The following is a 22,839-nucleotide window of genomic DNA, read 5'->3' on the forward strand; positions in this document are numbered from 1 at the left end:
CTACGTACACAGAAGGGCCCGGGACATCACGTCCCGGGCCCTTCCGCGGATTCTCACTCCCGCCGTACGGGCGGCTACGGACAGCTACACGGTCTGGTGCGCCAGCAGCGCCAGCGCGCCCACCAGCACCACCAACAGGGCGATCAGCATCGCCGGGCTCAGCCCCGCGAACGGTCCCTGGCCCTGATCCTGCTCCTGCAGCCGTGCGCGGCTGGCCCGGCATACGGGGCATCGGCCCTCGTTGACAGGCGCCGCGCAGTTTGCGCACACCAGTCGGTCATAGGTCATGCGCTTTCCTCCTCCCGCGCGGCGGAGCCGCATACGCCTTCTCTCCGCACAACGCTCATGGAAACGCATCCGTTCCCCCTCCACTGTGCCAGGTTGCGCGGAATTCGGCGCGGCCCGCCGGAGAACACCCGGTCCGTTCCGGTTCCGGTTGCGCCCCCACCCGGTTCCGTTCCGCCATAAATCGCCCATCACGGGACGCGCGCCTGCACGGCTGAGCCCGGTTCGCGTATGGTCACGCACACCTACTCCCGGCCGACCGTGGTGCATCCGTGATCCGATTCGACAACGTCTCCAAGACCTACCCGAAGCAGAGCCGTCCCGCTCTACGGGATGTGTCTCTCGATATCGAGAAGGGGGAGTTCGTCTTCCTGGTGGGCTCCTCCGGCTCCGGCAAGTCCACCTTCATGCGACTCATCCTCCGCGAGGAGCGTGCCAGTCAGGGCATGGTCCACGTCCTCGGCAAGGACCTCGCGCGCATGTCCAACTGGAAGGTGCCGCACATGCGCCGCCAGCTGGGCACCGTCTTCCAGGACTTCCGCCTGCTCCCCAACAAGACCGTTGCGGAGAACGTGGCGTTCGCCCAGGAAGTCATCGGCAAGCCGCGCGGCGAGATCCGCAAGGCGGTTCCGCAGGTCCTCGACCTCGTCGGGCTCGGCGGCAAGGAGGACCGGATGCCCGGTGAGCTCTCCGGTGGTGAGCAGCAGCGCGTGGCGATCGCGCGGGCGTTCGTGAACCGTCCCATGCTGCTGATCGCGGACGAGCCGACCGGCAACCTCGACCCGCAGACCTCCGTGGGCATCATGAAGCTCCTGGACCGGATCAACCGGACCGGGACCACCGTCATCATGGCGACCCACGACCAGAACATCGTCGACCAGATGCGCAAGCGCGTCATCGAGCTGGAGCAGGGCCGTCTTGTACGTGACCAGGCCCGCGGCGTCTACGGCTATCAGCACTGAGCGGTACCGGCCGTGCCGGAACCGCTGAGCATCGAGTACTGAAAGGACGCCATGCGCGCCCAGTTCGTCCTGTCGGAGATCGGCGTCGGTCTCCGCCGCAACCTCACGATGACCTTCGCCGTCGTCGTCTCCGTCGCCCTCTCGCTCGCCCTGTTCGGCGGCGCGCTGCTGATGCGCGAACAGGTCAGCACGATGAAGGACTACTGGTACGACAAGGTCAACGTCTCGATCTTCCTCTGCAGCAAGAGCGACGCGGAGTCGGTGCCGAAGTGCGCCAAGGGCGCCGTCACCGCACAGCAGAAGAAGGACATCGAGGGCGACCTCAAGAAGATGGAGGCCGTCCAGACGGTCACCTACGAGTCGGCCGACCAGGCGTACAAGCACTACCAGGACCAGTTCGGCGATTCGCCGATGGCCGGCAACATCACGCCGGACCAGATGCAGGAGTCGTTCCGGGTCAAGCTCCACGACCCGAAGAAGTACAAGGTCGTCGCCACCGCCTTCGCCGGACGTGACGGGGTGCAGTCCGTCCAGGACCAGAGAGGGATCCTGGACAACCTCTTCGGCCTGATGAACGGCATGAATGTGGCCGCGCTCTTCGTGATGGCGCTGATGCTGGTCATTGCGCTGATGCTGATCGTGAACACCGTCCGGGTCTCGGCGTTCAGCCGGCGCCGCGAGACGGGCATCATGCGGCTCGTCGGCGCCTCCGGCTTCTACATCCAGATGCCGTTCATCATGGAGGCCGCGTTCGCCGGTCTCATCGGTGGTCTGCTCGCCTGCGTCATGCTGCTGGCCGGGCGTTACTTCCTGATCGACGGCGGACTGGCGCTCCAGTCGAAGCTCAACCTGATCGACTTCATCGGCTGGGACGCGGTCTTCACCAAGCTGCCCCTGGTCCTCGCGATCGGTCTGCTGATGCCGGCCGTTGCCGCGCTCTTCGCGCTCCGCAAGTACCTCAAGGTGTGACATGCGCCCCGTGGGGCGTGCGGTCAACCGGCCGTGCGCCCTCGGGGCGTTGTCCTAGACTCGTCGCCATGTCGGGCCCTACGCGTCGTCTCCGGCCCCGAGGCTTCGGCCGCGGGGCGGCCCTGACATTGGTCTTCGCGAGCGTCCTCGCCACGGCGGCGGCCACCGGGTCGCTGCCGCAGGGTGACGAGAGGGCTGCGGCGATAAAGGCCCGTTCCGTCGCCTCCACCGTCGACCGCGACGAGATCGCTGCCGCGGCGGCCGAGGCGGTGGCCGACGGCAAGTCGAGCACGGAGGCGGCCGAGGAGGTCGTCAGTCGCAGCGGGGACCGCTGGGGCGCGGTGTACGACGAGCGGGAGTACGAGGAGTTCGAGCAGGCCCTCGACGGCTCCTACACGGGCGTCGGTCTGGCCGCGAAGCGCTCCGCCGACGGACTGGTCGCGGTGGCCCGGGTCCAGCCAGGCGGCCCCGCCGCCCTGGCCGGCATCGAGCCCGGCGATCTGCTCCGTACGGTCGACGGCCGCCGGATCGACCGGCGCCCCGTCTCCGAGGTGGTCGCCCTGCTGCGCGGGGACCGTACGAGCGCTGCCGTGGGCACCACCGTCGTGTTGACGGTCCAGCGCGGCGTCACCGGCCCGGCCAGGACGCTGACGCTGACCCGGGCCCGGCTCACCACCGAGGCCGTCACGGTCCGCAGGATCGGGGCGAAGCAGCTCGGATCGGACCGTTCCGATTCCTCCGGAGCTGTGCTGATCAAGGTCGACTCGTTCACCAAGGGCTCGGGGGCCAGGATCCGCGACGCGGTCCGGGACGCACCGGCGGGCGCCGGGGTGCTGCTCGATCTCCGGGGCAACTCCGGAGGGCTGGTCACCGAGGCGGTGGTCGCCGCCTCCGGATTCCTCGACGGCGGACTGGTCGCCACGTATGACGTGCACGGTGCGCAGCGCGCCCTCTACGCCACGCGGGGCGGTGACACGGTCCGCCCGGTCGTCGTCCTCGTCGACGGCGGCACCATGAGTGCGGCCGAGCTGGTGACCGGAGCCCTCCAGGACCGGGGCCGCGCCGTCACCGTCGGCTCGCGCACCTTCGGCAAGGGGTCCGTGCAGATGCCCAGCAAGCTCCCGGGCGGCTCGGTGGCCGAGCTGACCGTCGGCCACTACCGCACGCCGGCGGGCCGCAGCGTCGACGGCCACGGCATCACCCCGGACCTCGTGGTCTCCTCCCGGGCCCTCCAGCGGGCCGAGACAGTATTGAGTGGCCTCGGGGGTGGGTCGTAGTGCGAAAATGGTCGCACTATGGCTAAGGAAAAGGACACAGGGCGCAAGCTCGTCGCGCAGAACAAGAAGGCGCGGCACGACTACCACATCCTCGACACCTACGAGTGCGGTCTCGTACTGATGGGCACCGAGGTCAAGTCGCTGCGGCTGGGCCGGGCCTCGCTGGTGGACGGCTTCGTCCAGATCGACGGGCACGAGGCGTGGCTGCACAACGTGCACGTCCCCGAGTACGTGCAGGGGACCTGGACCAACCACTCCGCCAAGCGCAAGCGCAAGCTGCTGATGCACCGGGCCGAGATCGACAAGCTGGAGTCGAAGTCGCAGGAGACGGGGCACACGATCGTGCCGCTCGCGCTGTACTTCAAGGACGGCCGGGTCAAGGTCGAGATCGCGCTCGCCAAGGGCAAGAAGGAGTTCGACAAGCGGCAGACGCTGCGCGAGAAGCAGGACCTGCGCGAGACGAACCGCGCGATCTCGGCGGCCCGGCGGCGGCAGCGGAGCGCCTGAGCGCGCTCCGGCAGGAATAGGCTGGCACCGTCGCCCGTCGGTCACGTACGATGGGACTGCACCGCACAGCCGGTGCGCCTTTGAAAAATCAACATGGGGATGATCGGTTTCGACAGCGGATGTCGAAGCAGGGGAAGCGAGCCGAGGAAGCGGCAATGATCTCGTAAACCATATGTCGCAACCAATAATCGCCAATTCCAAGAGCGATTCCCAGTCCTTCGCCCTCGCTGCCTAATAAGCAGTGAGTGAGGGACCCTTAATGGGTGTCAGCCCGGGAGTGTTCCCGACCCGGACCCTGGCATAATCTAGGGGACTAAACCACTGATCCCGGTCACGGGGTTCGGTGGGAAATCAAACAGTGACTGAGCCCGTCGGAGACTTGTTCGCGAGATCTCCGGGGCCGAGAAAATCGCAGCGAACTGCGCTCGGAGAAGCCCTGGTTCTGCACCGTTGGACGCGGGTTCGATTCCCGCCATCTCCACAATTCCCATGTGAACGAGGACCCCGTTGCCCACCGGCAGCGGGGTCCTCGTTCTGTGTGCGGGTGCGGCGTCCTCGCGCCGGTGCGGGGTCACGAGCCGCTGCCGCGCACACGCATCCCGGCCGCCGCCACCGCGAGCGCCAGCCCCGCCGCGCACCCCGGCACCACGTACGCCGTGACCGTCCCGGCGTGCTCCACCGTCCAGCCGCCGGTCGCCGAACCGGCCGCTATTCCGCCCAGCAGCGCGGTGACGGAAAGCGTCATGCCCTCGTTCAACCGGCCCTCGGGGGTCAGCCGTTGCACCAGCGTCATCCCGGTGACCATCGTCGGCGCCGTCGCCGCGCCGGCCAGCAGCAGACTGCCGGCCAGCACGAGCAGCGAATCGGTCGACGAGGCGGCGAGCAGCGGCAGGGACATCAGCGCCGCCATCCCCGCCAGGCACCACAGGAGCCGTCGCCGAATGTCCACGGCCGGGCGCAGCGACCCGTACAGCAGTCCCGCCACGCACGAGCCGCCCGCCTGGAGCGCCAGGATCGCGCCCCCGGCGTGCGCGATCGTGACGACCTCCATGGCGCCGAAGACCGCTCCGGTGGCGAGGAAGACGGCGAGCAGTGCGGGCATGCCCCGGGTGCGCAGCGGGGAGCCCGCCCGTGTGACGGGCGCCACCGGCGGTTCGGTGGCGCGCTGAGCGGCGAAGATCAGCACGCCCGTCATCAGCAGCACCGCACCGATGAGCGTCCCGGCCTCCGGGAAGAGCGCTGCGCACAGGAACGCGGCGAGGGCGGGGCCGAGCATGAAGCACAGCTCGTCCGCGGCCTGTTCGAAGGAGTTCGCGGTGTGCAGGGCGGCCGGGTCGCCGCGGTGCAGATGAGCCCAGCGGGCACGGGACATGCCGCCGGTGTTGGGGGTGGTCGCGGTCGCGGCGTAGGCGGCGAAGAGCGTCCAGTCCGGGGCGTCGTAGTGCACACACAGCAGCAGCGCGAGCGAGCCGAGTACGGCGATCGCGGTGGCGGGCACGGCGATCCGGGCCTGGCCGTACCGGTCGACGAGCCGGGCCGTCCAGGGAGCGACCACGGCGGTCGCGGCGAGCCCGGTCGCGGTGACCGCCCCGGCCAGGGCGTACGAACCGCGCGACCCGGCGATCATGATGACCGCGCTGACGCTGAACATGCCCATCGGCAGCCGGGCGATCAGATTGCCCGCCGTGAAGGCGCGGGCGCCGGGGGTGGCGAGCAGCCGGCGGTACGGGTTGGAGGAGGTGCGGTGGACGGGAGCGCCGGTCCGCGGGGCGATCACCAGCATGTCTCCGGAGACGGCATGCAGGGGCGTGGTGGGAGTGTCGTACGGCATGGCTCAACCCTCGCGGTGGCCGGCCCGTGCGGTCCAACACCTGCTCCGCACCCATTCACGCACCTGTGTTGTAAATTCGGGCCCGTGACCTCCTCCGATATCGATCCGCGACTGCTGCGCGCCTTCGTCGCCGTCGCCGAGGACCTGCACTTCACCCGTGCCGCCGCCCGGCTCTACCTGGCCCAGCAGGCGCTCAGCCGGGACATCCGCCGGCTGGAGCGCGAGCTCGGTGCGGAGCTGTTCGTGCGGAGCACCCGCCAGGTCTCCCTCACACCCGACGGCGAACGGCTGCTGCCGCACGCCCGCCGGGTGATCGCCGCCCACGACGAGCTCCGCGCCGCCTGGGCGGTGCAGACGCGCCCGCTGCTGGTCGACGTCAGCGTCCCGATCGGGACGGGGTACCGGCTGCTCGGGCTGGCCCGCGACGAGGCGCCGGGAGTGGAGTTCGTGGCGCGCTATCTGAGCGGGCTGACGGGGGCGGCGGCGGAGATCCTGGCCGGGCGGCTCGATGTCTCCTTCGGCCGGGTCGCGGGGCTGGATCCGGCAGTACGGGCGGGGCTGTCGCATCAGCCGGTCTGCTTCGAACGGCTGACCGTCCTGCTGCGCGACGACCATCCGCTGGCCTCGCTCGACCGGGTCCCGATGGGTGCGCTGACGGGGGAGCGGCTGTACGCGGCGGCGGGCAACCCGGCCACGGCGGAGTGGACCGACCTCGCGGAGCGGCTCTTCGCGGGGCGGGGGATCGAACTGGTGGCCCCCTTCCCGGAGATCGTGGGGGAGGAGGAGTTCGTCCGGGTGGTGCGGAAACAGGGCTGGTCGGTGCTGGCGAGCACCGAGTTCATCGAGGTGCCGGGGATGGTCGTACGGCCGCTGGTCGACCCCGTACCGCTGTCACCGGTGTCGCTGGTGTGGCGCAAAGGGCTGAAACACCCGGGGGTGGACGCGCTGCGGCGGGTCGCGGCGGGGGTGACGGCGGCGGAACGCGGGCTGGAGGTACCCGCCGGGAGCTGGCTTCCCGAGGGCGATCTGGCGCTGATGTCGCAGGCGTGAAGGGGTGGCCCGAGACGGCTCAGCGGGTCGGGCGGCGCGGACGGCTGCCGGAGAGCGCGAGGCCGGCCAGTCCGGCGACGAGCACCACGAACGGGACCGCGGCCACCACCGATCCCGCGTCCGTGATGCGCTCACGCAGCGAGGGGATCTGGGCCAGGGCGAAGAGGCCGATGCCGACCATGCCGATCCCCCAGGCCCGGGGGTGTGCCGTGTATCCGGACAGCCACGGCGGGAGCCGTCCGAGGGCAGCCGAGGCGCAGCCGGACAAGGTGGCCGCGAGGCCGACCGCGATGAGGATGACCGACATGCCGTTCTCGATTCCCGTGAAGTGCCCACACGATAGGAACATTCGTCCGGGGGGATGGGCCGATTGGCTGATTGCTGGCCAACGATCCATCAACTCCCTAACAGACAAACATGGATCAGACGTGCAGTTACGGACCTACTGCCCGGCCGCAGGTCGTGTGGAGCCGGTGTATCCCGCAGCTTGAGCATCACTCGTTCAGGGCTATTTTCGTCAGCTTTGTGCGCTACATTCATCCTCCGGGTGCAAGGTGCTGAGGGGCGCGCGGACTGGGTGGGGGCCCGGTTTGCCGGTACGTGACCGGCTCAAACGTGCGCACCCATTTGTCTGAGTGGGGGATGTGCCTACACCTGTGGAAAATTGGCGTGAAGGTGCCCGGTCCGGGCACACGCACGAGTGGAACGACGTCACCGTCCAGCTCGACGGTCTCGGACGTCAGCTCTCCGAGCTGTCGGCCGAACCGGGAGCCCCCGAGGGCTCCGACGGTCCGGTCTTCGTCGATGAGAGCGGCCGGCGCAGCAAGACGTTCAGGCGTCTGGGCTGGGTCCTTGCCGCGGTCTGTGCCTGTTACGCGGTGACGCTGGTCGTCGCCCTGCTCGGCGGTAATTCCACTGCGCCGTGGCTGCCGCTCTCCGGCCAGAAGCAGCACAAGAAAGCGGACGAGGTCCGGACGCCGCCCACTCCGTCGGGCAGCGCGGACACGGTCGTGCCGGTGGGTGCGGCACCGGGAGCCACGGCGGCGCATCCGGCGGCCGACGTCCGCGCGAAGCCTTCGGGCAGCGCCGGATCCGGTACCCCGTCCGCGTCCGCCTCCGCCAAGGCGCCGTCGAAGCCCACCGCCGGGGCCACCCACACGGGTGACACCACCGGCGGCGGCACGAAGCCCACCCCGGCGACGACGACCTCCGAGCCGCCCGTAGTCACCACGACGCCGCCCGTCGATCCCGGTCCCACGCAGACGCCCACCCCGCCCGTCGAGTCCCCGGATCCGCCCGCGCAAGAGCAAGAAGGCAGTCACTAAATGACCACCCCCGCCTCGCGGGGCAGGCACAACCGACAGAAGCGGAACCGGCGGCGCAGGCTTCCCATGCGCTATCTGCTGCCGTCCGTGTTCCTCGTTGCCCTGCTCGCCATGCTGATGCTGCGCGGTTACGTGCACAGCGAAATCCTCGCCGATCACCGTATTCAGGCCCCGGCGGCGACGGACCGTGTGCCCGACAAGATCCTCGACGGCGGGCCGGTCATCGATGCCCGGAGCACCACCGGGCCCGCCAAGTCCCTGAGCGTCCCCGATCACCGGATCGTGCTGACCTTCGACGACGGCCCCGACCCGGTATGGACCCCGCGGGTCCTCGACGAGCTCAAGAAGTACGACGCGCACGGCGTCTTCTTCGTCACCGGAACCATGGCATCGCGCTACCCCGGACTCGTCCACCGCATGGTCGAGGAGGGGCACGAGGTCGGGCTGCACACCTTCGACCACCCCGATCTCTCCTACCAGTCCCACTCCCGTATCGACTGGGAGCTGTCCCAGAACCAGCTGGTGCTGGCGGGTGCGGCAGGTATCCGTACGTCCCTGTTCCGGCCGCCGTACTCGTCGTTCGCCGACGCGATGGACAACAAGTCCTGGCCGGTCACCCAGTACGTCGGCACCCGCGGCTATCTCACCGTCGTCAACAACACCGACAGCGAGGACTGGAAGCGCCCCGGCGTCCCCGCGATCATCGAACGGGCCACGCCCGAGGGCGGCAAGGGCGCCGTCATCCTGATGCACGACTCCGGCGGCGACCGCTCCCAGACCGTGGCCGCGCTCGGCGAGTTCCTCCCGCGGATGCAGCAGCAGGGCTACACGTTCACCAACCTCACCACCGCACTCGGCGCCCCCAGCGCGCACACCCCCGTGACCGGGTTCGCGCTGTGGAAGGGCAAGGCGTTCGTGTACGCCGTCGGCTTCTCGGAGAACCTCACCGACGTGCTCGTGGCCGGGCTCGTCGTCATCGGGGTGCTCGTCCTCGCCCGCTTCGGCCTGATGCTGCTGCTGTCCTTCCTGCACGCCCGGAAGGTCCGACGGCGGGACTTCGGCCGGGGACCCGCTTTCACCCGCCCCGTCTCGGTGCTGGTACCCGCGTACAACGAACGCGAGTGCATCGCCAACACCGTGCGCTCCCTGGTGGCGAGCGACCACCCGATCGAGATCATCGTCATCGACGACGGCTCCACGGACGGCACGGCGGACATCGTCGAGGCGCTGCGGCTGCCGAACGTCCGCGTCATCCGCCAGCGCAACGCCGGAAAGCCCGCCGCCCTCAACAACGGCCTCGCACACGCCCGTCACGACATCGTCGTGATGATGGACGGCGACACGGTCTTCGAACCCGCCACCGTCCGCGAACTCGTCCAGCCGTTCGCCGCCCCGAAGGTGGGTGCCGTCGCCGGGAACGCCAAGGTCGGCAACCGCGACTCGCTGATCGGCGCCTGGCAGCACATCGAGTACGTGATGGGCTTCAACCTCGACCGCCGGATGTACGACATGCTGCGCTGCATGCCGACCATCCCCGGCGCGGTCGGCGCCTTCCGCCGTGACGCGCTGGACCGGATCGGCGGCATGAGCGAGGACACCCTCGCCGAGGACACCGACGTCACGATGGCGCTGCACCGCGACGGCTGGCAGGTGGTCTACGCGGAAGACGCCCGCGCCTGGACCGAGGCGCCGGAGACCGTGCAGCAGCTGTGGTCGCAGCGGTACCGGTGGTCGTACGGCACCATGCAGGCGATCTGGAAGCACCGCCGTGCCGTCATCGAACGCGGACCGTCCGGCCGGTTCGGGCGCGTCGGCCTGCCGTTCGTCGCCCTGTTCATGGTCGTCGCCCCGCTGCTCGCGCCCCTCATCGACGTATTCCTGCTGTACGGGCTGGTCTTCGGCCCCACCCAGAAGACCGTCGTCGCCTGGCTCGGCGTCCTCGTGGTGCAGGCCGTCTGCGCCGCGTACGCCTTCCGGCTCGACCGGGAGCGCATGACGCATCTGATCTCGCTGCCCCTCCAGCAGATCCTCTACCGGCAGCTCATGTACGTGGTGCTGCTCCAGTCCTGGATCACCGCACTCACCGGCGGCCGGCTGCGCTGGCAGAAGCTGCGCCGTACCGGAGTGGTGGAGGCACCCGGCGCGGTGGTGCGCCAGGGCAGGCGTGTCAACGATCGGAGGCCCGTCGCATGACGAGCAGCTACACCCCGGCGGTCCCCCCGCCCCACCCGGTCCCGGCACCTGTGCCGGGGCAGTCCGCCGCACCGTCGTCGGAGAGCGCCGCCCCGCCCGCCCCGAAGAGGCCGGGCCGCGACCGCTATCTCGACCTGCTGCGCGCCGTCGCCCTCGTCCGTGTCGTCGTCTTCCACATCTTCGGCTGGGCCTGGCTGACGGTCGTGTTCCCCTCCATGGGCGTCATGTTCGCCCTCGCGGGTTCGCTGATGGCACGCTCGCTGGACCGCCCCGCCCCGGCTGTCGTCCGCGCCCGGCTCCGCCGTCTGCTGCCCCCGATGTGGGCGTTCGCAGCGGTCGTCGTCCCGGTCATGTTCGCCCTCGGCTGGAAGCCCCTGAAGGAGGAGGGCATCTGGTGGTTCATCAAGCTGGGCTGCTACCTCCTTCCGGTCGGCGCCCCGCCGTATCCCTGGGAGAGCGGATCGGAGGGCGGCTTCCTGGAGGTGACCTGGGCGGACCAGGCCGTCGGCCCGCTCTGGTACATCCGGGCCTACCTCTGGTTCGTGCTCGCCTCGCCGCTGCTGCTGAAGGCCTTCCGCAGGATGCCCTGGCCGACGCTGCTCGCCCCGCTCGGCCTCACCGCCGTGTTCGGCACCGGACTGGTCACCGTCCCCGGGGAGACCGGCGAGGGGCTCGTCGACTTCGCGGTGTTCGGCTCCTGCTGGATTCTGGGCTTCGCCCATCACGACGGGCTGCTGAAGAAGATCCCGCGCTATCTGGCGGTCTCGCTCGCCGCCTTCGTGATGGCGTTCGGACTGTGGTGGGCCTCGGCGCATCTGACGGAGGAGGGCTGGAATCTCGACGAGATCCCGCTGGCCCAGGCGACCTGGTCGCTCGGCTTCTGCGCGATCCTGCTCCAGTACGCACCGTCCTGGCAGCAGCTCCCCGGCAGGCTGGCCCGCCTGGACAGCGTGATCACCCTCGCCAACAACCGCGCGGTGACGATCTACCTCTGGCACAACCTGCTGATCATGGCGACCTCGCCGCTCATCGACCAGTTGTGGACCGTCCCCTGGGTCGGTGACCACCTCGGTACGTACATCAGCTCCTCGTACGCGGAACTGATGCTGGTCCTGGTCTGGCCGCTGCTGGCGCTGATGATCCTCGCGGTCGGCTGGGTCGAGGACGTCGCGGCGAGGCGCAGCCCCCGGCTGTGGCCGACGGGTGCGTCCAGGAGGCCGAGGAACGCACCGGCCCCGCGGTGACCGTCCCCATCCTCACCGGGCCGCCGCCGGTCCGGTGAGAGCAAGGTTGCCCACCGGTCACCTCGCGGCACCGCACCGAAACGCACGCTCCCTAGCGTCGAGTCGGACGACCCGACACCCGTGGAACGTGAACCGTGGAGGCGTGATGGCCGGCAGGTGGATCGAGCAGTGGGAGCCGGAGGACGAGATCTTCTGGCAGGAGAAGGGCGAGCGGATCGCCCGCCGGAATCTGTGGTTCTCCGTGCTCTCCGAGCACATCGGGTTCTCGATCTGGAGCCTGTGGTCGGTGATGGTCCTGTTCATGGGGCCGGAGTACGGGGTCGACCCGGCCGGGAAGTTCTTCCTGATCTCGACGGCGACCCTGGTCGGAGCCGTGGTCCGGGTCCCGTACACGTTCGCCGTCGCCAGGTTCGGGGGGCGGAACTGGACGGTGTTCAGCGCCCTGACCCTTCTGGTGCCGACCGTCGCCGCGTTCGTCGCGATGAAGCCCGGGACCTCGTACACCACCTTCCTCGTGGTGGCCGCGCTCGCCGGCATCGGCGGCGGGAACTTCGCCTCCTCCATGACGAACATCAACGCGTTCTTCCCGCTCCGGAAGAAGGGCTGGGCGCTCGGGCTCAACGCGGGCGGCGGCAACATCGGAGTCCCCGTCGTGCAGCTCGTCGGGCTGCTGGTGATCGGCACCGCCGGCGCCACCCACCCGCGGATCGTGCTCGCCGTGTACGTCCCGCTGATCGTCGTCGCCGCCCTGTGCGCCGCGTCCTTCATGGACAACCTGAGCCCCGTGCAGAACGACACCGGGGCGGCCGAGGGCGCCGTCCGCGACCCGCACACCTGGATCATGTCGATGCTCTACATCGGCACCTTCGGCTCCTTCATCGGCTACAGCTTCGCCTTCGGACTCGTCCTGCAGACCCAGTTCGGCCGGACCCCGCTGCAGGCCGCCTCGCTCACCTTCATCGGTCCGCTCCTCGGCTCGCTGATCCGGCCCGCGGGAGGGTGGCTGGCCGACCGGTACGGCGGCGCCCGGATCACTCTGTGGAACTTCGCCGCGATGGCCGCCGCGACCGGCGTCGTCGTGTACGCCTCCGGCATCGCGTCGCTCACCGTGTTCCTCGTCGGGTTCATCGCCCTGTTCGTCCTCACCGGGCTGGGCAACGGATCGACGTACAAGATGATCCCCGGCATCTTCCACGCCAAGGCGATCGCCCAGGGGCTGCGTGGCGAGGAGGCCGCCGCATACGGGCGACGGCTCTCCGGTGCCGCCATGGGGCTCATCGGGGCGGTCGGCGCGCTCGGCGGACTCGCCATCAACCTCGCGTTCCGGCAGTCCTTCCAGACCGCGGGCACAGGTACAGCGGCCTTCTGGTCCTTCCTCGTCTTCTACGGGCTGTGCTTCACGGTCACGTGGGCGGTATACCTTCGCCGCGCCGCCGCAGTCCCCGCGAAGCCGCAGCTCAGCTACGCGGAGGTGTGATCGTGACCGTTCGGCGTCGTGTGACGTAACGGGCGGGAAATATGGGGGAACCGAGCCTGTCACGCATCGTTGGCAGGCTCGGTTCTCCGCATCATGGAGCAGCAGCGGGACGAGAGCCGGGTAGACCACATGCGCGACGACGAACAGCACGGGCCCCTCGCGGGGTTCACGGTCGGGGTGACCGCCGCACGGCGGGCGGAGGAACTGGGCACCCTGTTGGAGCGACGGGGAGCCACCGTCCTGCACGCGCCCGCCCTGCGGATCGTGCCGCTCGCCGACGACAGCGAACTCCTCGCCGCCACCAAGCAACTCATCGACCAGGTCCCCGACGTCGTCGTCGCCACCACGGCGATCGGCTTCCGGGGCTGGATCGAGGCCGCCGACGGCTGGGGCATCGGCGACCAGCTGCTGGACCGGCTGCGCGGCGTCGAACTGCTGGCCCGCGGCCCGAAGGTCAAGGGCGCCGTCCGGGCCGCCGGGCTCACCGAGGCCTGGTCGCCCGGGTCCGAGTCCATGGCCGAAGTCCTGGACCGGCTCCTCGACGAAGGTGTCGAGGGCCGCCGCATCGCCCTGCAGCTGCACGGCGAACCGCTGCCCGGCTTTGTCGAGTCGCTCCGGGCGGGTGGCGCGGAAGTCGTCGGCGTACCCGTCTACCGCTGGATGGAACCCGAGGACCTCGCCCCGCTCGACCGGCTGCTCGACATCACCGCCGCCCGCGGACTGGACGCCCTCACGTTCACCAGCGCCCCCGCCGCCGCCTCGTTCCTGAGCCGGGCCGAGAAGCGCGGGCTGCTCCCGGAGATCCTGAGCGCCCTGCAGGGCGAAGTCGTCTCGGCCTGCGTCGGCCCGGTCACCGCACTGCCTCTGCAGGCCCGCGGCATCGAAACCATCCAGCCCGAACGCTTCCGGCTGGGCCCGCTCGTCCAGCTGCTCTGCCGTGAACTGCCCGGTGGAGCACGCACGTTGCCGATCGCCGGCCACCGGGTCGAGATCCGCGGTCACGCCGCCCTCGTCGACGACGAACTGCGCCCGGTGCCGCCCGCCGGAATGGCCCTGCTGCACACCCTGGCCCGCAGGCCCGGCTGGGTGGTGGCCCGCGCGGACCTGCTGCGCGCCCTGCCCGGCAGCGGTACGGACGAGCACGCCGTGGAGACGGCGATGGCCCGGCTGCGTACGGCGCTCGGTGTGCCGCGGCTGATCCAGACGGTCGTCAAACGTGGCTACCGGCTGGCGCTGGACCCGGCGGCGGACGCCAAGTACGCGGACTCCTGAGGGCGCCGACGGGCCGTCAGGAAGAAGGCGCGCAGGAGCAGGGTGAGCGCGCCGGTGCCCAGGACGGTCCGTACGGCGTTCCAGGCGACCCACGCGTCCTCGAACCGTCCCCGCACGGCGGCGGGTTCGGCGAGCCGCGCCGGATCCCCCGCGTCCGCAAGGGCGTTGGTGAGGGGGACGGCGACCCCCGAGTGAGTTCCTCCAAGCAGGAAGGCAACGGCGTACACCGCGAGCGCGGCGAGGATCCACCGGCGCGGGCCGGGCGAGCGGGCCGGAATCGCGCCGGGCTACCGTGCAGGGATGATCCATGACACCCACCGGCTCGACGCGGAGGTACGACTCCGTCCCGCCGTCCTGGGCGACGCCGCCTCGCTCGCCGATTCACTGACCCGCAGCCGTGCGTACATGCAGCCCTGGGAACCCGTACGATCCGACACCTTCTACACCGAGCAGGGTCAGCGGGAGCGCCTGGCCGGGAGACTGGCGGACCGTGAGGCGGGGCGGGTGATGCCCTGGGTGATCGTCGATGCCGAGGACCGTGCGATCGGCGAGTTCACGCTCTCCAACATCGTGCTCGGGCCGTTCTGCAGCGCCGTGCTCGGCTACTGGGTCGATGTCACGTACGCCGGACGCGGTCTGGCCACCGCCGCCGTGCAGCGGATCTGCACCGTGGCCAGTGACGAGCTGCGGCTGCACCGGGTGGAGGCCGGGACCGTGCTCGACAACGTGGCATCCCAGCGGGTGCTCACCAAGTGCGGCTTCGAGGCGTTCGGTACGGCTCCGCGCTATCTGCACATCAACGGCGAGTGGCGGGACCACCGGCTGTTCCAGCGAATCCTGCACGACAGCCCGCCGGCAAGCTGAGTTTGTCGGCCCTGCGCGCCCCGGCCTACGCCGCGTGCCGGACGTGCAGATGACCGTCGAGCGGCCACGGCGCGCGGGCCGGGAGGATCTCCGCGAAGGCGTATCCGCACTTGACCGCGACCCGGCACGAGGCCTTGTTGTCCTCCTGGTGGATCAGTTCGAGCCGTCGAAGGCCGTCCTCGGCGAAGGCGGTGAACGCCCAGCCGGTGAGCGCTTCGACCGCCTGCGGGGCGATCCCGCGCCCACGCGCCCACACCGCCGTCCAGTAGCCGACCTCGGCCGAACCGGATCCGGGGTGCGGGTACTTCAACACCACATTGCCGACCAGTTCGTCGCCCCGCTCCGTGTCGACGACGGCGAAGCTGAACCGGGTGCCGGCCTCCTGGCCCTCGGCCTGCACCCGCAGCCAGCGTTCCGCATCCGCCTCGTCCGTCACGAAATGCCCCAGCCGGTTGCGCATCGTCGGATCGCGGTACGCCTCGACCAGCGCCGGCACATCGTCCTGGCGCCAGGGCCGCAGCAGCAGGGGGCCGGCCGAGAAGGCGGCCGCGCGGAGACCGTTGCTCATGACCTCACCGTACGCGGGGAGTTCGGTGGCGGCCCGAGTGGCGGGAGGGGTTACGGGCCGGGCCGCCGAGGGGCACTCTGGTAGTGGCTTCCACCGGCGACCCCGAGGCGGTGACATGCGCATGGCGGCGGGCAGAGGCTCGTGCGACTGGCGGTTCGACTCCGGGCGGCTCTGCCTGGACCTGGTGGCGACGGGGACCGGAACCTCCGGCGCCTGTGAACTGCTCGACGGGACCGACCGGCTCACCGACTGGCTGGTGGCCGCCGGACTCGTACCGAAGGGCACATGTCTCGACGCCGTCGACGAGACCTGGCTGCTGAATTTCCGCCTGCTGCGGACGGGCGTCGACCGGCTGCTGACCGCCGAGCTCGGCGGCCGCGGCGCCGACGGCGCGCTGGAGCGGGTCAACGAACTCGCCGCCGCGCCGCCGCCGGGACTGCGGGCCGTGCGCGCCGGGAACGGTGTACTGGTGCGGACATTCAGTGCCGAGCCCGAGTGCGGGGCGCTGCTGGCCGTCGTCGCCCGCGACGTCGTGGAACTCCTGACGGACCCGGAGGCCCGGGCCGGGCTCCGCCGCTGCGAGGGCGACAACTGCCGACGGCTCTACCTCGACACGTCACGGGGGAGGCGCCGTCGCTGGTGCTCCAGCGAGGTGTGCGGGAACCGGGAGCGGGTGGCCCGGCACCGGCGGCGGGTGGCGGCGCTCGCGGCCCCGGCGGATGTGTCCGCGTGAACCGTCGTGCACAGGTATGTCGTGTCCACGCGATAAATGCCGAACGGCTTTGAACGGATCGCGGCCCGCCTCCGTATTCGATGGCCAAGGAGCTCTACAGGGTCTCGACCGGGAGGTTCGGGTGCGCAAGGATGCGGCCGTGGCCGATGACCGTCCGCACAGGGCTCGACATCGCAGTGGACCGCCCGCGTCACCCTCCGCCGTTCCGGACGAGGAGCTGATGCGGGCGCTCTACCGCGAACACGCCGGACCGTTGCTCGCGTACGTGCTCCGTCTCGTCGCCGGCGACCGTCAGCGTGCCGAGGACGTCGTGCAGGAAACTCTCATCCGTGCCTGGAAGAACGCCGGTCAGCTCAACCGGGCGACCGGCTCTGTCCGCCCCTGGCTGGTGACGGTCGCCCGGCGCATCGTCATCGACGGCCACCGCAGCCGGCAGGCCCGGCCGCACGAGGTCGATCCGTCGCCGCTGGAGGTCATTCCCGCGGAGGACGAGATTGACAAGGCGTTGTGGCTGATGACTCTCTCCGATGCGCTCGACGATTTGACCCCCGCCCATCGGGAAGCATTGGTCGAGACCTACTTCAAGGGACGTACGGTCAATGAGGCCGCCGAGGTGCTCGGCATACCCAGCGGCACGGTGCGCTCCCGGGTCTTCTACGCACTGCGCTCGATGAAGCTCGCACTCGAAGAGAGGGGGATCACGGCATGAGCGACCACGAGTGGGAGCCTTTCGGGCCCCGGCCGACCGGTCCCTCCAGCCCCACCGGCTCCACAGGTCCGCGTGGCCGCCCCGTGTTCCCCGGCGGTCCGGGCGGTTTCGGCGGTCCCGACGACTTTGGCGGATTTGGCGGACGTGGCAGTTCCGGTTCTGGCGCGGCGGTGGAAGGGCCGGAGCACGACGCCGCCGGTGCGTACGTCCTGGGCATCCTGGACGACGCCGAAGCGTCCGCCTTCGAAGCGCATCTGGCCGGCTGCGCGCTCTGCGCCGCCCATCTCGACGAATTCGCCGGGATGGAACCCATGCTCGCGATGCTCGCCGAGGCCCCCGCCATCGTGCCGGGCGCCCGCCCCGTCCCGTACGTCCCGGAGCCGCCCGCACCCCGGTTGCTCGACGGGCTGGTCGACGAGGTCGCGGCCAAACGGGCCCGGCGCAAACGACGTGGCCTGTACCTGGCGGCGGCAGCAGCGGCGCTGATCATCGGCGGTCCGGTCGTCGCGGTCACGGCCACCGGCGGCGACAGCGGCACGACCCAGGCGGCCGACCCGCACCCCACCAGCCCCGCCGAGGACGCCTTTTTCCACCATATGCAGGAGAAGGTGCAGGCGACCGACCCCACCACCAAGGTCGCCGCCACCGTCGGCATGGAGAAGAAGGCGTGGGGCACGCACGCGGTGCTGGAGCTCAAGAACGTCAGGGGCCCGGAGAAGTGCAGCCTGATCGCCGTGTCCAAGAGCGGCGAGGAGGAGGTCGTCACCTCCTGGTCCGTCCCGAAATGGGGCTACGGCATCAATGACTCCACGCACCCGTCCGCGAAGTACCCGCTCTACGTCCACGGCGGCGCGGCGATGGACCGCGCCGACATCGACCATTTCGAGGTGCGGACCTTCGACGGCAAGCGGCTGGTGGACATCGACGCATAGGGGTGACAGCAGGAGATCAGGCCCTGGACGCACCCGCCATGGGGGTCCGACGCGCAATCGATACCTGCGACGCGCATGATCCGGGCCCGCGGCAGATGCGCGGCGGGCCCCCTTCGCATAGGGTTGACGGCTGCCCAATGCACGTCAGAAGGGGGCCTCGGTGGCCGCGCAGGATGCCGCTGTCGATTCGTTGCGGGACCGGGAAATCGGTGTCGAGCAGGAACATCTCGACCGTGTTTATCACCGCCTCGAGGAGAAGATCCACGAGGCGGAATTCCTCATGAACGATGCCGTCAAGCGCGGCCAGGTCGGGACCCCGGGCGCGCTCGCCGAACGTGATGCCCAGGTGTTCCGGGCCGGGATCCACCTCAACCGGCTGAACAGCGAGTTCGAGGACTTCCTCTTCGGGAGGATCGATCTGCTGCTCGGCAAGGACGGCGAGCGCGGCCCGGACGGCGCGTACACCTCCGTCGAACCGGCCGACGACGCCGTACGCGACGACGGCACCGCCGACATCGCGGAGACGCTCCACATCGGCCGGATCGGGGTCCTCGACTCCGACTACGCACCGCTGGTCATCGACTGGCGGGCACCGGCCGCCGCGCCGTTCTACCGGTCGACGCCGAAGGATCCGGGCCGGGTGGTACGCCGCCGGGTCATCCGCTCCAAGGGCCGCAAGGTCCTCGGGGTCGAGGACGACCTGATGCGCCCGGAGCTGACCGCGTACAAGGGCGGCGACAAGCTGCCCGTGATCGGCGACGGCGCGCTGATGGCGGCGCTCGGCCAGGCCCGCAGCCACACCATGCGGGACATCGTCTCCTCCATCCAGGCCGAGCAGGACCGGGTGATCAGGGCGCCCGCCGCCTCCGTCACCGAGGTCTCCGGCGGCCCCGGCACCGGCAAGACCGCCGTGGCCCTGCACCGCGCCGCGTACCTCCTCTACCAGGACCGGCGGCGGTACGCGGGCGGCATCCTCGTCGTCTCGCCGACCCCTCTCCTCGTCGCGTACACCGAAGGGGTGCTGCCCTCGCTGGGAGAGGAGGGGCAGGTCGCGATCCGTGCGGTCGGCTCGCTCTCCGACGAGGCGGCGGGTGTCGAGGGCGCCACCACGTACGACGAACCGGCCGTCGCGCGGATCAAGGGCTCCTCCCGGATGCTCCAGGTGCTGCGCAAGGCGGCCCGCGGGGCGCTGGAACAGCCGCGGACCCCGGGCGCGCCGCGGAACGAGCAGGACGGCCAGCTGTCGTTCGGCGAACCCGACGAGTCCGGGGACGGGGCTGCCGCGCCCCTCACCACCCCCACCCGGCTGCGCGTCGTCGCCTTCGGCGCCCGCGTGGAGCTGGACGCCGACGAGCTGCACCGCATCCGGCAGTCCGTCCTCGGCGGCGCCGCCCCGGTCAACCTGCTGCGCCCGCGTGCCCGCAGGCTGCTCCTGGACGCCCTGTGGAACAAGTCCTCCGGCCGGGGCCGCTACACCGACCCGGAACTCGCCGCTGAACTGCGCACCTCCTTCGACGAGGACGTCTCCACCGAGACACCGTTCCTGGAGTTCCTGAACGCCTGGTGGCCCGAGCTCACCCCGCGTGGGGTGCTCGCCGCGATGGCCGACGAGAAGCGGCTCGGCCGGTGGGCGCGCCGGGTCCTCAACCAGGGCGAGGTGCGCCGCCTCGCCCGCTCGCTGAAGAGGCTGGACAGCACCGGCCAGGGCCCCCTGTCCGTGCACGACGTGGCGATCCTCGACGAGCTGCACACGCTGCTCGGCACCCCGCACCGGCCGAAGAAGAAGCGCGAGTTCGATCCGCTGGACCAGCTCTCCGGTCTGGAGGAGCTGATGCCGCAGCGCGAGGAGACCCAGCGCGAGCGGGCCGAGCGCCTCGCGGCGGAGCGCACGGAGTACACACACGTCATCGTCGACGAGGCGCAGGACCTGACGCCCATGCAGTGGCGCATGGTCGGCCGCCGCGGACGGACGGCCACCTGGACGATCGTCGGCGACCCGGCGCAGTCCTCCTGGTCGGATCCGGACGAGGCGGCGGAGGCGCGCGACGAGGCGCTCGGCAAGCGCCCGCGCCGCCACTTCACGCTCACCGTCAACTACCGCAACCCGGCGGAGATCGCGGAGCTCGCGTCGAAGGTGCTGGCGCTCGCGATGCCCGGCATGGAGTCCCCGGCCGCGGTCCGTTCGACGGGCGTGCAGCCCCGCTTCGTGGCCCTGCGCGACGGCGATCCGGCCGGGACCGTACGGGAGGAGGCGCGGCGGCTCCTCGGCGAGGTGGACGGCACGGTCGGTGTCGTCGTCGCGATGAACCGGCGCGCGCAGGCCCGGAAGTGGCTCGCGGAGCTCGGCGACCGGGTGGTGGCACTGGGCAGCCTGGAGGCGAAGGGCCTGGAGTACGACGCCACGGTGGTCGTCTCGCCCGCCGAGATCGCGGACGAGTCACCGGCCGGTCTGCGGGTGCTGTACGTGGCGCTGACCCGGGCGACGCAGCAGCTGACCGTGGTGTCGGGGGAGCGGGACCTGCCCGACGAGGACGGTGTGCCGGACCTGCTGAGGGACTGAGAGTGCCCGGAGGCCGGCGGGGGCGGCGGAGACCGGCGGGGAGAAGTCGACCCGCGATGGGGGAATCACTTCTCCGGGGTCTTTGTTAGCCTGGTGTCGGCACCGGCTCGATCCAAGCCCCCGGGCCCAACCTTCGTCGCTACGAGCGACCACTTGCCGCGAGGCGAGCATGGCGGGTCGGTGCCGCTCAACTGAAAAGACAGGCCCGCGTCACTTTCCGGTGGCGTGGGTCTGTTCTTGTTTGTGGCCCTGACATGTCCGTCGCCCCGGTTGGGGGTTCCGCTCAACCCCCCCTATCTCGTATGGTGGAAACTACTTTCCGAAACGCGGCAGTCATTACCGGCTACCCGGCAGTAGGTGCGAATATCGGGAAGCGCGTCCGAGGCGAACGCCCCGGCCGCGTGGCAATGAAGCTAGGGAAAGCGAAGGACTCGGCCATGGCAACGGCGCCCAGCGTCTCGTACTCGATGACGGTCAGGCTGGAGGTGCCCGCGAGCGGCACAGCAGTCTCCCAGCTCACCACGGCCGTGGAGTCCTCCGGCGGTTCGGTCACCGGCCTCGACGTGACCGCATCCGGTCACGAAAAGCTCCGGATCGACGTCACCATCGCGGCCTCCTCCACCTCGCACGCGGACGAGATCGTCGAAGGTCTGCGCGACATCGAGGGTGTCGTGCTGGGCAAGGTCTCCGACCGTACGTTCCTGATGCACCTCGGCGGCAAGATCGAGATGGCGTCCAAGCACCCCATCCGCAACCGTGACGACCTCTCGATGATCTACACCCCGGGTGTGGCGCGGGTCTGCATGGCGATCGCCGAGAACCCCGAGGACGCCCGCCGCCTCACCATCAAGCGCAACACCGTCGCAGTTGTGACGGACGGCTCCGCGGTGCTCGGCCTCGGCAACATCGGCCCGATGGCCGCCATGCCGGTCATGGAGGGCAAGGCGGCCCTCTTCAAGCGCTTCGCCGACATCGACGCCTGGCCGATCTGCCTGGACACCCAGGACACCGACGCGATCGTCGAGATCGTCAAGGCCATCGCCCCCGGCTTCGCGGGCATCAACCTGGAGGACATCTCCGCACCCCGCTGCTTCGAGATCGAGGCACGGCTGCGCGAGGCCCTCGACATCCCCGTCTTCCACGACGACCAGCACGGCACCGCGATCGTCGTCCTGGCTTCGCTGACCAACGCACTGCGCGTGGTGGGCAAGGGAATTGGAGACGTACGGGTCGTCATGTCCGGCGCCGGAGCGGCCGGTACGGCCATCCTGAAGCTGCTCATCGCCGCGGGCGTCAAGCACGCCGTCGTCGCCGACATCCACGGTGTGGTGCACGCGGGCCGCGAGGACCTGGTCTCCGCCGACGCCGATTCGCCGCTGCGCTGGATCGCCGAGAACACCAACCCCGAGTCGATGACCGGCACCCTCAAGCAGGCGGTCGTGGGCGCCGACGTCTTCATCGGCGTCTCCGCCCCGAACGTGCTGGACGGCGACGACGTCGCGGCAATGGCGGACGGCGCGATCGTGTTCGCGCTCGCGAACCCGGACCCCGAGGTGGACCCGGCAATCGCCCGCCAGACCGCAGCAGTTGTCGCCACCGGCCGCTCCGATTTCCCGAACCAGATCAACAACGTGCTGGTCTTCCCGGGCGTCTTCCGCGGTCTGCTGGACGCTCAGTCCCGCACGGTCAACACGGAGATGATGCTCGCCGCGGCCCGCGCCCTCGCCGACGTCGTCGCCGAGGACGAGCTGAACGCCAACTACATCATCCCGTCGGTCTTCAACGAGAGGGTCGCGGGAGCGGTTGCCGGAGCCGTCCGGAACGCCGCGAAGGCCGCCGGGGGCGCTGTGACGGGCCCCACGTCGGCCTGACCCACGGCGCGTCGCGGGTCGCGGCACCCCAAACGCCCCTTTAGGGTGGGCGGGCAGCGAGCCCCGCAGAAGTCCGCACCCGCTGCGGACCGCTTCAGGGACACGACGGAACGTCACCACGACGAGGCAGTGGCGCTTTTCGTGTGACTCCGAAGGGTGCCGGATTGGCTTTCCCGCCGCAGGTGGGGGCAGGATGCTTCCCCAAGGACT

General features: G+C 70.3%; 21 protein-coding genes and 1 other RNA gene. 17 read left to right on the top strand and 5 right to left on the bottom strand.

Going from position 1 to position 22,839, the window contains the following annotated elements; genetic code table 11:
- Positions 1-84: 84 nt before the first annotated feature.
- Entirely contained in the window at positions 85-288 is a 204-nt protein-coding gene (locus OG395_RS32310; RefSeq protein WP_327246069.1) for a hypothetical protein, read from the bottom strand.
- Positions 289-557: 269 nt separating this feature from the next.
- Between OG395_RS32310 and ftsE the strand changes: the two genes are divergently transcribed.
- The 5 genes from ftsE (at position 558) to ssrA (ending at position 4,484) form a co-directional block, all read left to right on the top strand.
- On the top strand, positions 558-1,247 hold the full coding sequence (gene ftsE / locus OG395_RS32315) for a cell division ATP-binding protein FtsE (RefSeq protein ID WP_024489199.1): 690 nt from the start codon (positions 558-560) through the stop codon (positions 1,245-1,247).
- A 51-nt stretch (positions 1,248-1,298) separates the two neighbouring features.
- Entirely contained in the window at positions 1,299-2,216 is a 918-nt protein-coding gene (gene ftsX, locus OG395_RS32320) for a permease-like cell division protein FtsX (protein ID WP_266985059.1), read from the top strand.
- A gap of 68 nt (positions 2,217-2,284) precedes the next feature.
- Positions 2,285-3,493 (top strand): S41 family peptidase, encoded by a 1,209-nt coding sequence (locus OG395_RS32325; protein WP_327246070.1) that lies wholly within the window; start codon positions 2,285-2,287, stop codon positions 3,491-3,493.
- 18 nt (positions 3,494-3,511) lie between these two features.
- Positions 3,512-4,000, top strand: a complete 489-nt coding sequence (gene smpB / locus OG395_RS32330; protein WP_327246071.1) for an SsrA-binding protein SmpB — start codon at positions 3,512-3,514, stop codon at positions 3,998-4,000.
- A 95-nt stretch (positions 4,001-4,095) separates the two neighbouring features.
- Positions 4,096-4,484: a transfer-messenger RNA gene (gene ssrA, locus OG395_RS32335) on the top strand.
- A gap of 87 nt (positions 4,485-4,571) precedes the next feature.
- Here ssrA and OG395_RS32340 read toward each other — a convergent pair.
- A complete protein-coding gene (locus tag OG395_RS32340) occupies positions 4,572-5,831 on the bottom strand; it encodes an MFS transporter (protein WP_442818621.1) in 1,260 nt (419 codons plus the stop codon).
- 84 nt (positions 5,832-5,915) lie between these two features.
- Between OG395_RS32340 and OG395_RS32345 the strand changes: the two genes are divergently transcribed.
- Positions 5,916-6,881, top strand: a complete 966-nt coding sequence (locus OG395_RS32345) for a LysR family transcriptional regulator (protein WP_327246072.1) — start codon at positions 5,916-5,918, stop codon at positions 6,879-6,881.
- 19 nt (positions 6,882-6,900) lie between these two features.
- On the opposite strand, the gene OG395_RS32350 is transcribed toward OG395_RS32345, so the two are convergent.
- Positions 6,901-7,188, bottom strand: coding sequence for a hypothetical protein (locus OG395_RS32350; RefSeq protein WP_327246073.1), 288 nt, complete (start codon positions 7,186-7,188; stop codon positions 6,901-6,903).
- A gap of 349 nt (positions 7,189-7,537) precedes the next feature.
- On the opposite strand from OG395_RS32350, the gene OG395_RS32355 reads away from it, so the two are divergent.
- From OG395_RS32355 to OG395_RS32375, 5 genes are all read left to right on the top strand, one after another.
- A complete protein-coding gene (locus OG395_RS32355) occupies positions 7,538-8,206 on the top strand; it encodes a hypothetical protein (protein ID WP_327246074.1) in 669 nt (222 codons plus the stop codon).
- A 66-nt stretch (positions 8,207-8,272) separates the two neighbouring features.
- Positions 8,273-10,399 carry a bifunctional polysaccharide deacetylase/glycosyltransferase family 2 protein gene (locus OG395_RS32360; protein WP_442818779.1) on the top strand — a complete coding sequence of 709 codons (2,127 nt, stop codon included), beginning with the start codon at positions 8,273-8,275 and terminating at the stop codon, positions 10,397-10,399.
- A complete protein-coding gene (locus OG395_RS32365; RefSeq protein ID WP_327246076.1) occupies positions 10,396-11,643 on the top strand; it encodes an acyltransferase family protein in 1,248 nt (415 codons plus the stop codon). Before OG395_RS32360 ends, OG395_RS32365 begins: the two co-directional genes overlap by 4 nt.
- A gap of 145 nt (positions 11,644-11,788) precedes the next feature.
- On the top strand, positions 11,789-13,120 hold the full coding sequence (locus OG395_RS32370; RefSeq protein ID WP_327246077.1) for a nitrate/nitrite transporter: 1,332 nt from the start codon (positions 11,789-11,791) through the stop codon (positions 13,118-13,120).
- 93 nt (positions 13,121-13,213) lie between these two features.
- Positions 13,214-14,392, top strand: coding sequence for a uroporphyrinogen-III synthase (locus tag OG395_RS32375; RefSeq protein ID WP_442818622.1), 1,179 nt, complete (start codon positions 13,214-13,216; stop codon positions 14,390-14,392).
- Here the strand turns inward: OG395_RS32375 and OG395_RS32380 are convergent.
- Positions 14,341-14,670, bottom strand: coding sequence for an anthrone oxygenase family protein (locus OG395_RS32380; RefSeq protein ID WP_327249526.1), 330 nt, complete (start codon positions 14,668-14,670; stop codon positions 14,341-14,343). The genes OG395_RS32375 and OG395_RS32380 overlap by 52 nt on opposite strands.
- Before the next feature lie 22 nt (positions 14,671-14,692).
- Here OG395_RS32380 and OG395_RS32385 point away from each other — a divergent pair, with 22 nt between their 5' ends.
- Complete coding sequence (locus OG395_RS32385; protein ID WP_327246078.1) at positions 14,693-15,256, top strand: GNAT family N-acetyltransferase; 564 nt, start codon at positions 14,693-14,695, stop codon at positions 15,254-15,256.
- A gap of 25 nt (positions 15,257-15,281) precedes the next feature.
- Here the strand turns inward: OG395_RS32385 and OG395_RS32390 are convergent, their stop codons facing one another.
- Positions 15,282-15,824, bottom strand: coding sequence for a GNAT family N-acetyltransferase (locus tag OG395_RS32390; protein ID WP_327246079.1), 543 nt, complete (start codon positions 15,822-15,824; stop codon positions 15,282-15,284).
- 121 nt (positions 15,825-15,945) lie between these two features.
- On the opposite strand from OG395_RS32390, the gene OG395_RS32395 reads away from it, so the two are divergent.
- The 5 genes from OG395_RS32395 (at position 15,946) to OG395_RS32415 (ending at position 22,629) form a co-directional block, all read left to right on the top strand.
- The gene (locus tag OG395_RS32395; RefSeq protein ID WP_327246080.1) at positions 15,946-16,557 is read left to right on the top strand and encodes a CGNR zinc finger domain-containing protein; all 612 of its coding nucleotides are present in this window, start codon (positions 15,946-15,948) and stop codon (positions 16,555-16,557) included.
- 121 nt (positions 16,558-16,678) lie between these two features.
- Positions 16,679-17,266 (top strand): sigma-70 family RNA polymerase sigma factor, encoded by a 588-nt coding sequence (locus tag OG395_RS32400; RefSeq protein ID WP_327246081.1) that lies wholly within the window; start codon positions 16,679-16,681, stop codon positions 17,264-17,266.
- Complete coding sequence (locus OG395_RS32405; RefSeq protein WP_327246082.1) at positions 17,263-18,198, top strand: anti-sigma factor family protein; 936 nt, start codon at positions 17,263-17,265, stop codon at positions 18,196-18,198. Before OG395_RS32400 ends, OG395_RS32405 begins: the two co-directional genes overlap by 4 nt.
- Before the next feature lie 160 nt (positions 18,199-18,358).
- Positions 18,359-20,758: a HelD family protein gene (locus OG395_RS32410; protein WP_327246083.1), complete on the top strand. Its 2,400-nt coding sequence runs from the start codon at positions 18,359-18,361 to the stop codon at positions 20,756-20,758.
- Between the two features lie 437 nt (positions 20,759-21,195).
- Complete coding sequence (locus OG395_RS32415) at positions 21,196-22,629, top strand: NAD-dependent malic enzyme (protein ID WP_327246084.1); 1,434 nt, start codon at positions 21,196-21,198, stop codon at positions 22,627-22,629.
- Positions 22,630-22,839 lie beyond the last annotated feature (210 nt).

The sequence above is a fragment of the Streptomyces sp. NBC_01320 genome, from assembly GCF_035974375.1.
GTDB lineage: Bacteria > Actinomycetota > Actinomycetes > Streptomycetales > Streptomycetaceae > Streptomyces > Streptomyces yanii.

Bases quoted from the DNA above. Each gene is read 5' to 3' on its own strand.
- OG395_RS32405 (WP_327246082.1), top strand. From the start codon at position 17,263: ATGAGCGACCACGAGTGGGAGCCTTTCGGGCCCCGGCCGACCGGTCCC.
- OG395_RS32340 (WP_442818621.1), bottom strand. From the start codon at position 5,831: ATGCCGTACGACACTCCCACCACGCCCCTGCATGCCGTCTCCGGAGAC.
- OG395_RS32365 (WP_327246076.1), top strand. From the start codon at position 10,396: ATGACGAGCAGCTACACCCCGGCGGTCCCCCCGCCCCACCCGGTCCCG.
- OG395_RS32415 (WP_327246084.1), top strand. From the start codon at position 21,196: ATGGCAACGGCGCCCAGCGTCTCGTACTCGATGACGGTCAGGCTGGAG.
- ftsX (WP_266985059.1), top strand. From the start codon at position 1,299: ATGCGCGCCCAGTTCGTCCTGTCGGAGATCGGCGTCGGTCTCCGCCGC.
- OG395_RS32395 (WP_327246080.1), top strand. From the start codon at position 15,946: ATGGCGGCGGGCAGAGGCTCGTGCGACTGGCGGTTCGACTCCGGGCGG.
- smpB (WP_327246071.1), top strand. From the start codon at position 3,512: ATGGCTAAGGAAAAGGACACAGGGCGCAAGCTCGTCGCGCAGAACAAG.
- OG395_RS32375 (WP_442818622.1), top strand. From the start codon at position 13,214: ATGGAGCAGCAGCGGGACGAGAGCCGGGTAGACCACATGCGCGACGAC.
- OG395_RS32390 (WP_327246079.1), bottom strand. From the start codon at position 15,824: ATGAGCAACGGTCTCCGCGCGGCCGCCTTCTCGGCCGGCCCCCTGCTG.
- OG395_RS32310 (WP_327246069.1), bottom strand. From the start codon at position 288: ATGACCTATGACCGACTGGTGTGCGCAAACTGCGCGGCGCCTGTCAAC.
- OG395_RS32370 (WP_327246077.1), top strand. From the start codon at position 11,789: ATGGCCGGCAGGTGGATCGAGCAGTGGGAGCCGGAGGACGAGATCTTC.
- OG395_RS32350 (WP_327246073.1), bottom strand. From the start codon at position 7,188: ATGTCGGTCATCCTCATCGCGGTCGGCCTCGCGGCCACCTTGTCCGGC.
- OG395_RS32385 (WP_327246078.1), top strand. From the start codon at position 14,693: ATGATCCATGACACCCACCGGCTCGACGCGGAGGTACGACTCCGTCCC.
- OG395_RS32325 (WP_327246070.1), top strand. From the start codon at position 2,285: ATGTCGGGCCCTACGCGTCGTCTCCGGCCCCGAGGCTTCGGCCGCGGG.
- OG395_RS32360 (WP_442818779.1), top strand. From the start codon at position 8,273: ATGCGCTATCTGCTGCCGTCCGTGTTCCTCGTTGCCCTGCTCGCCATG.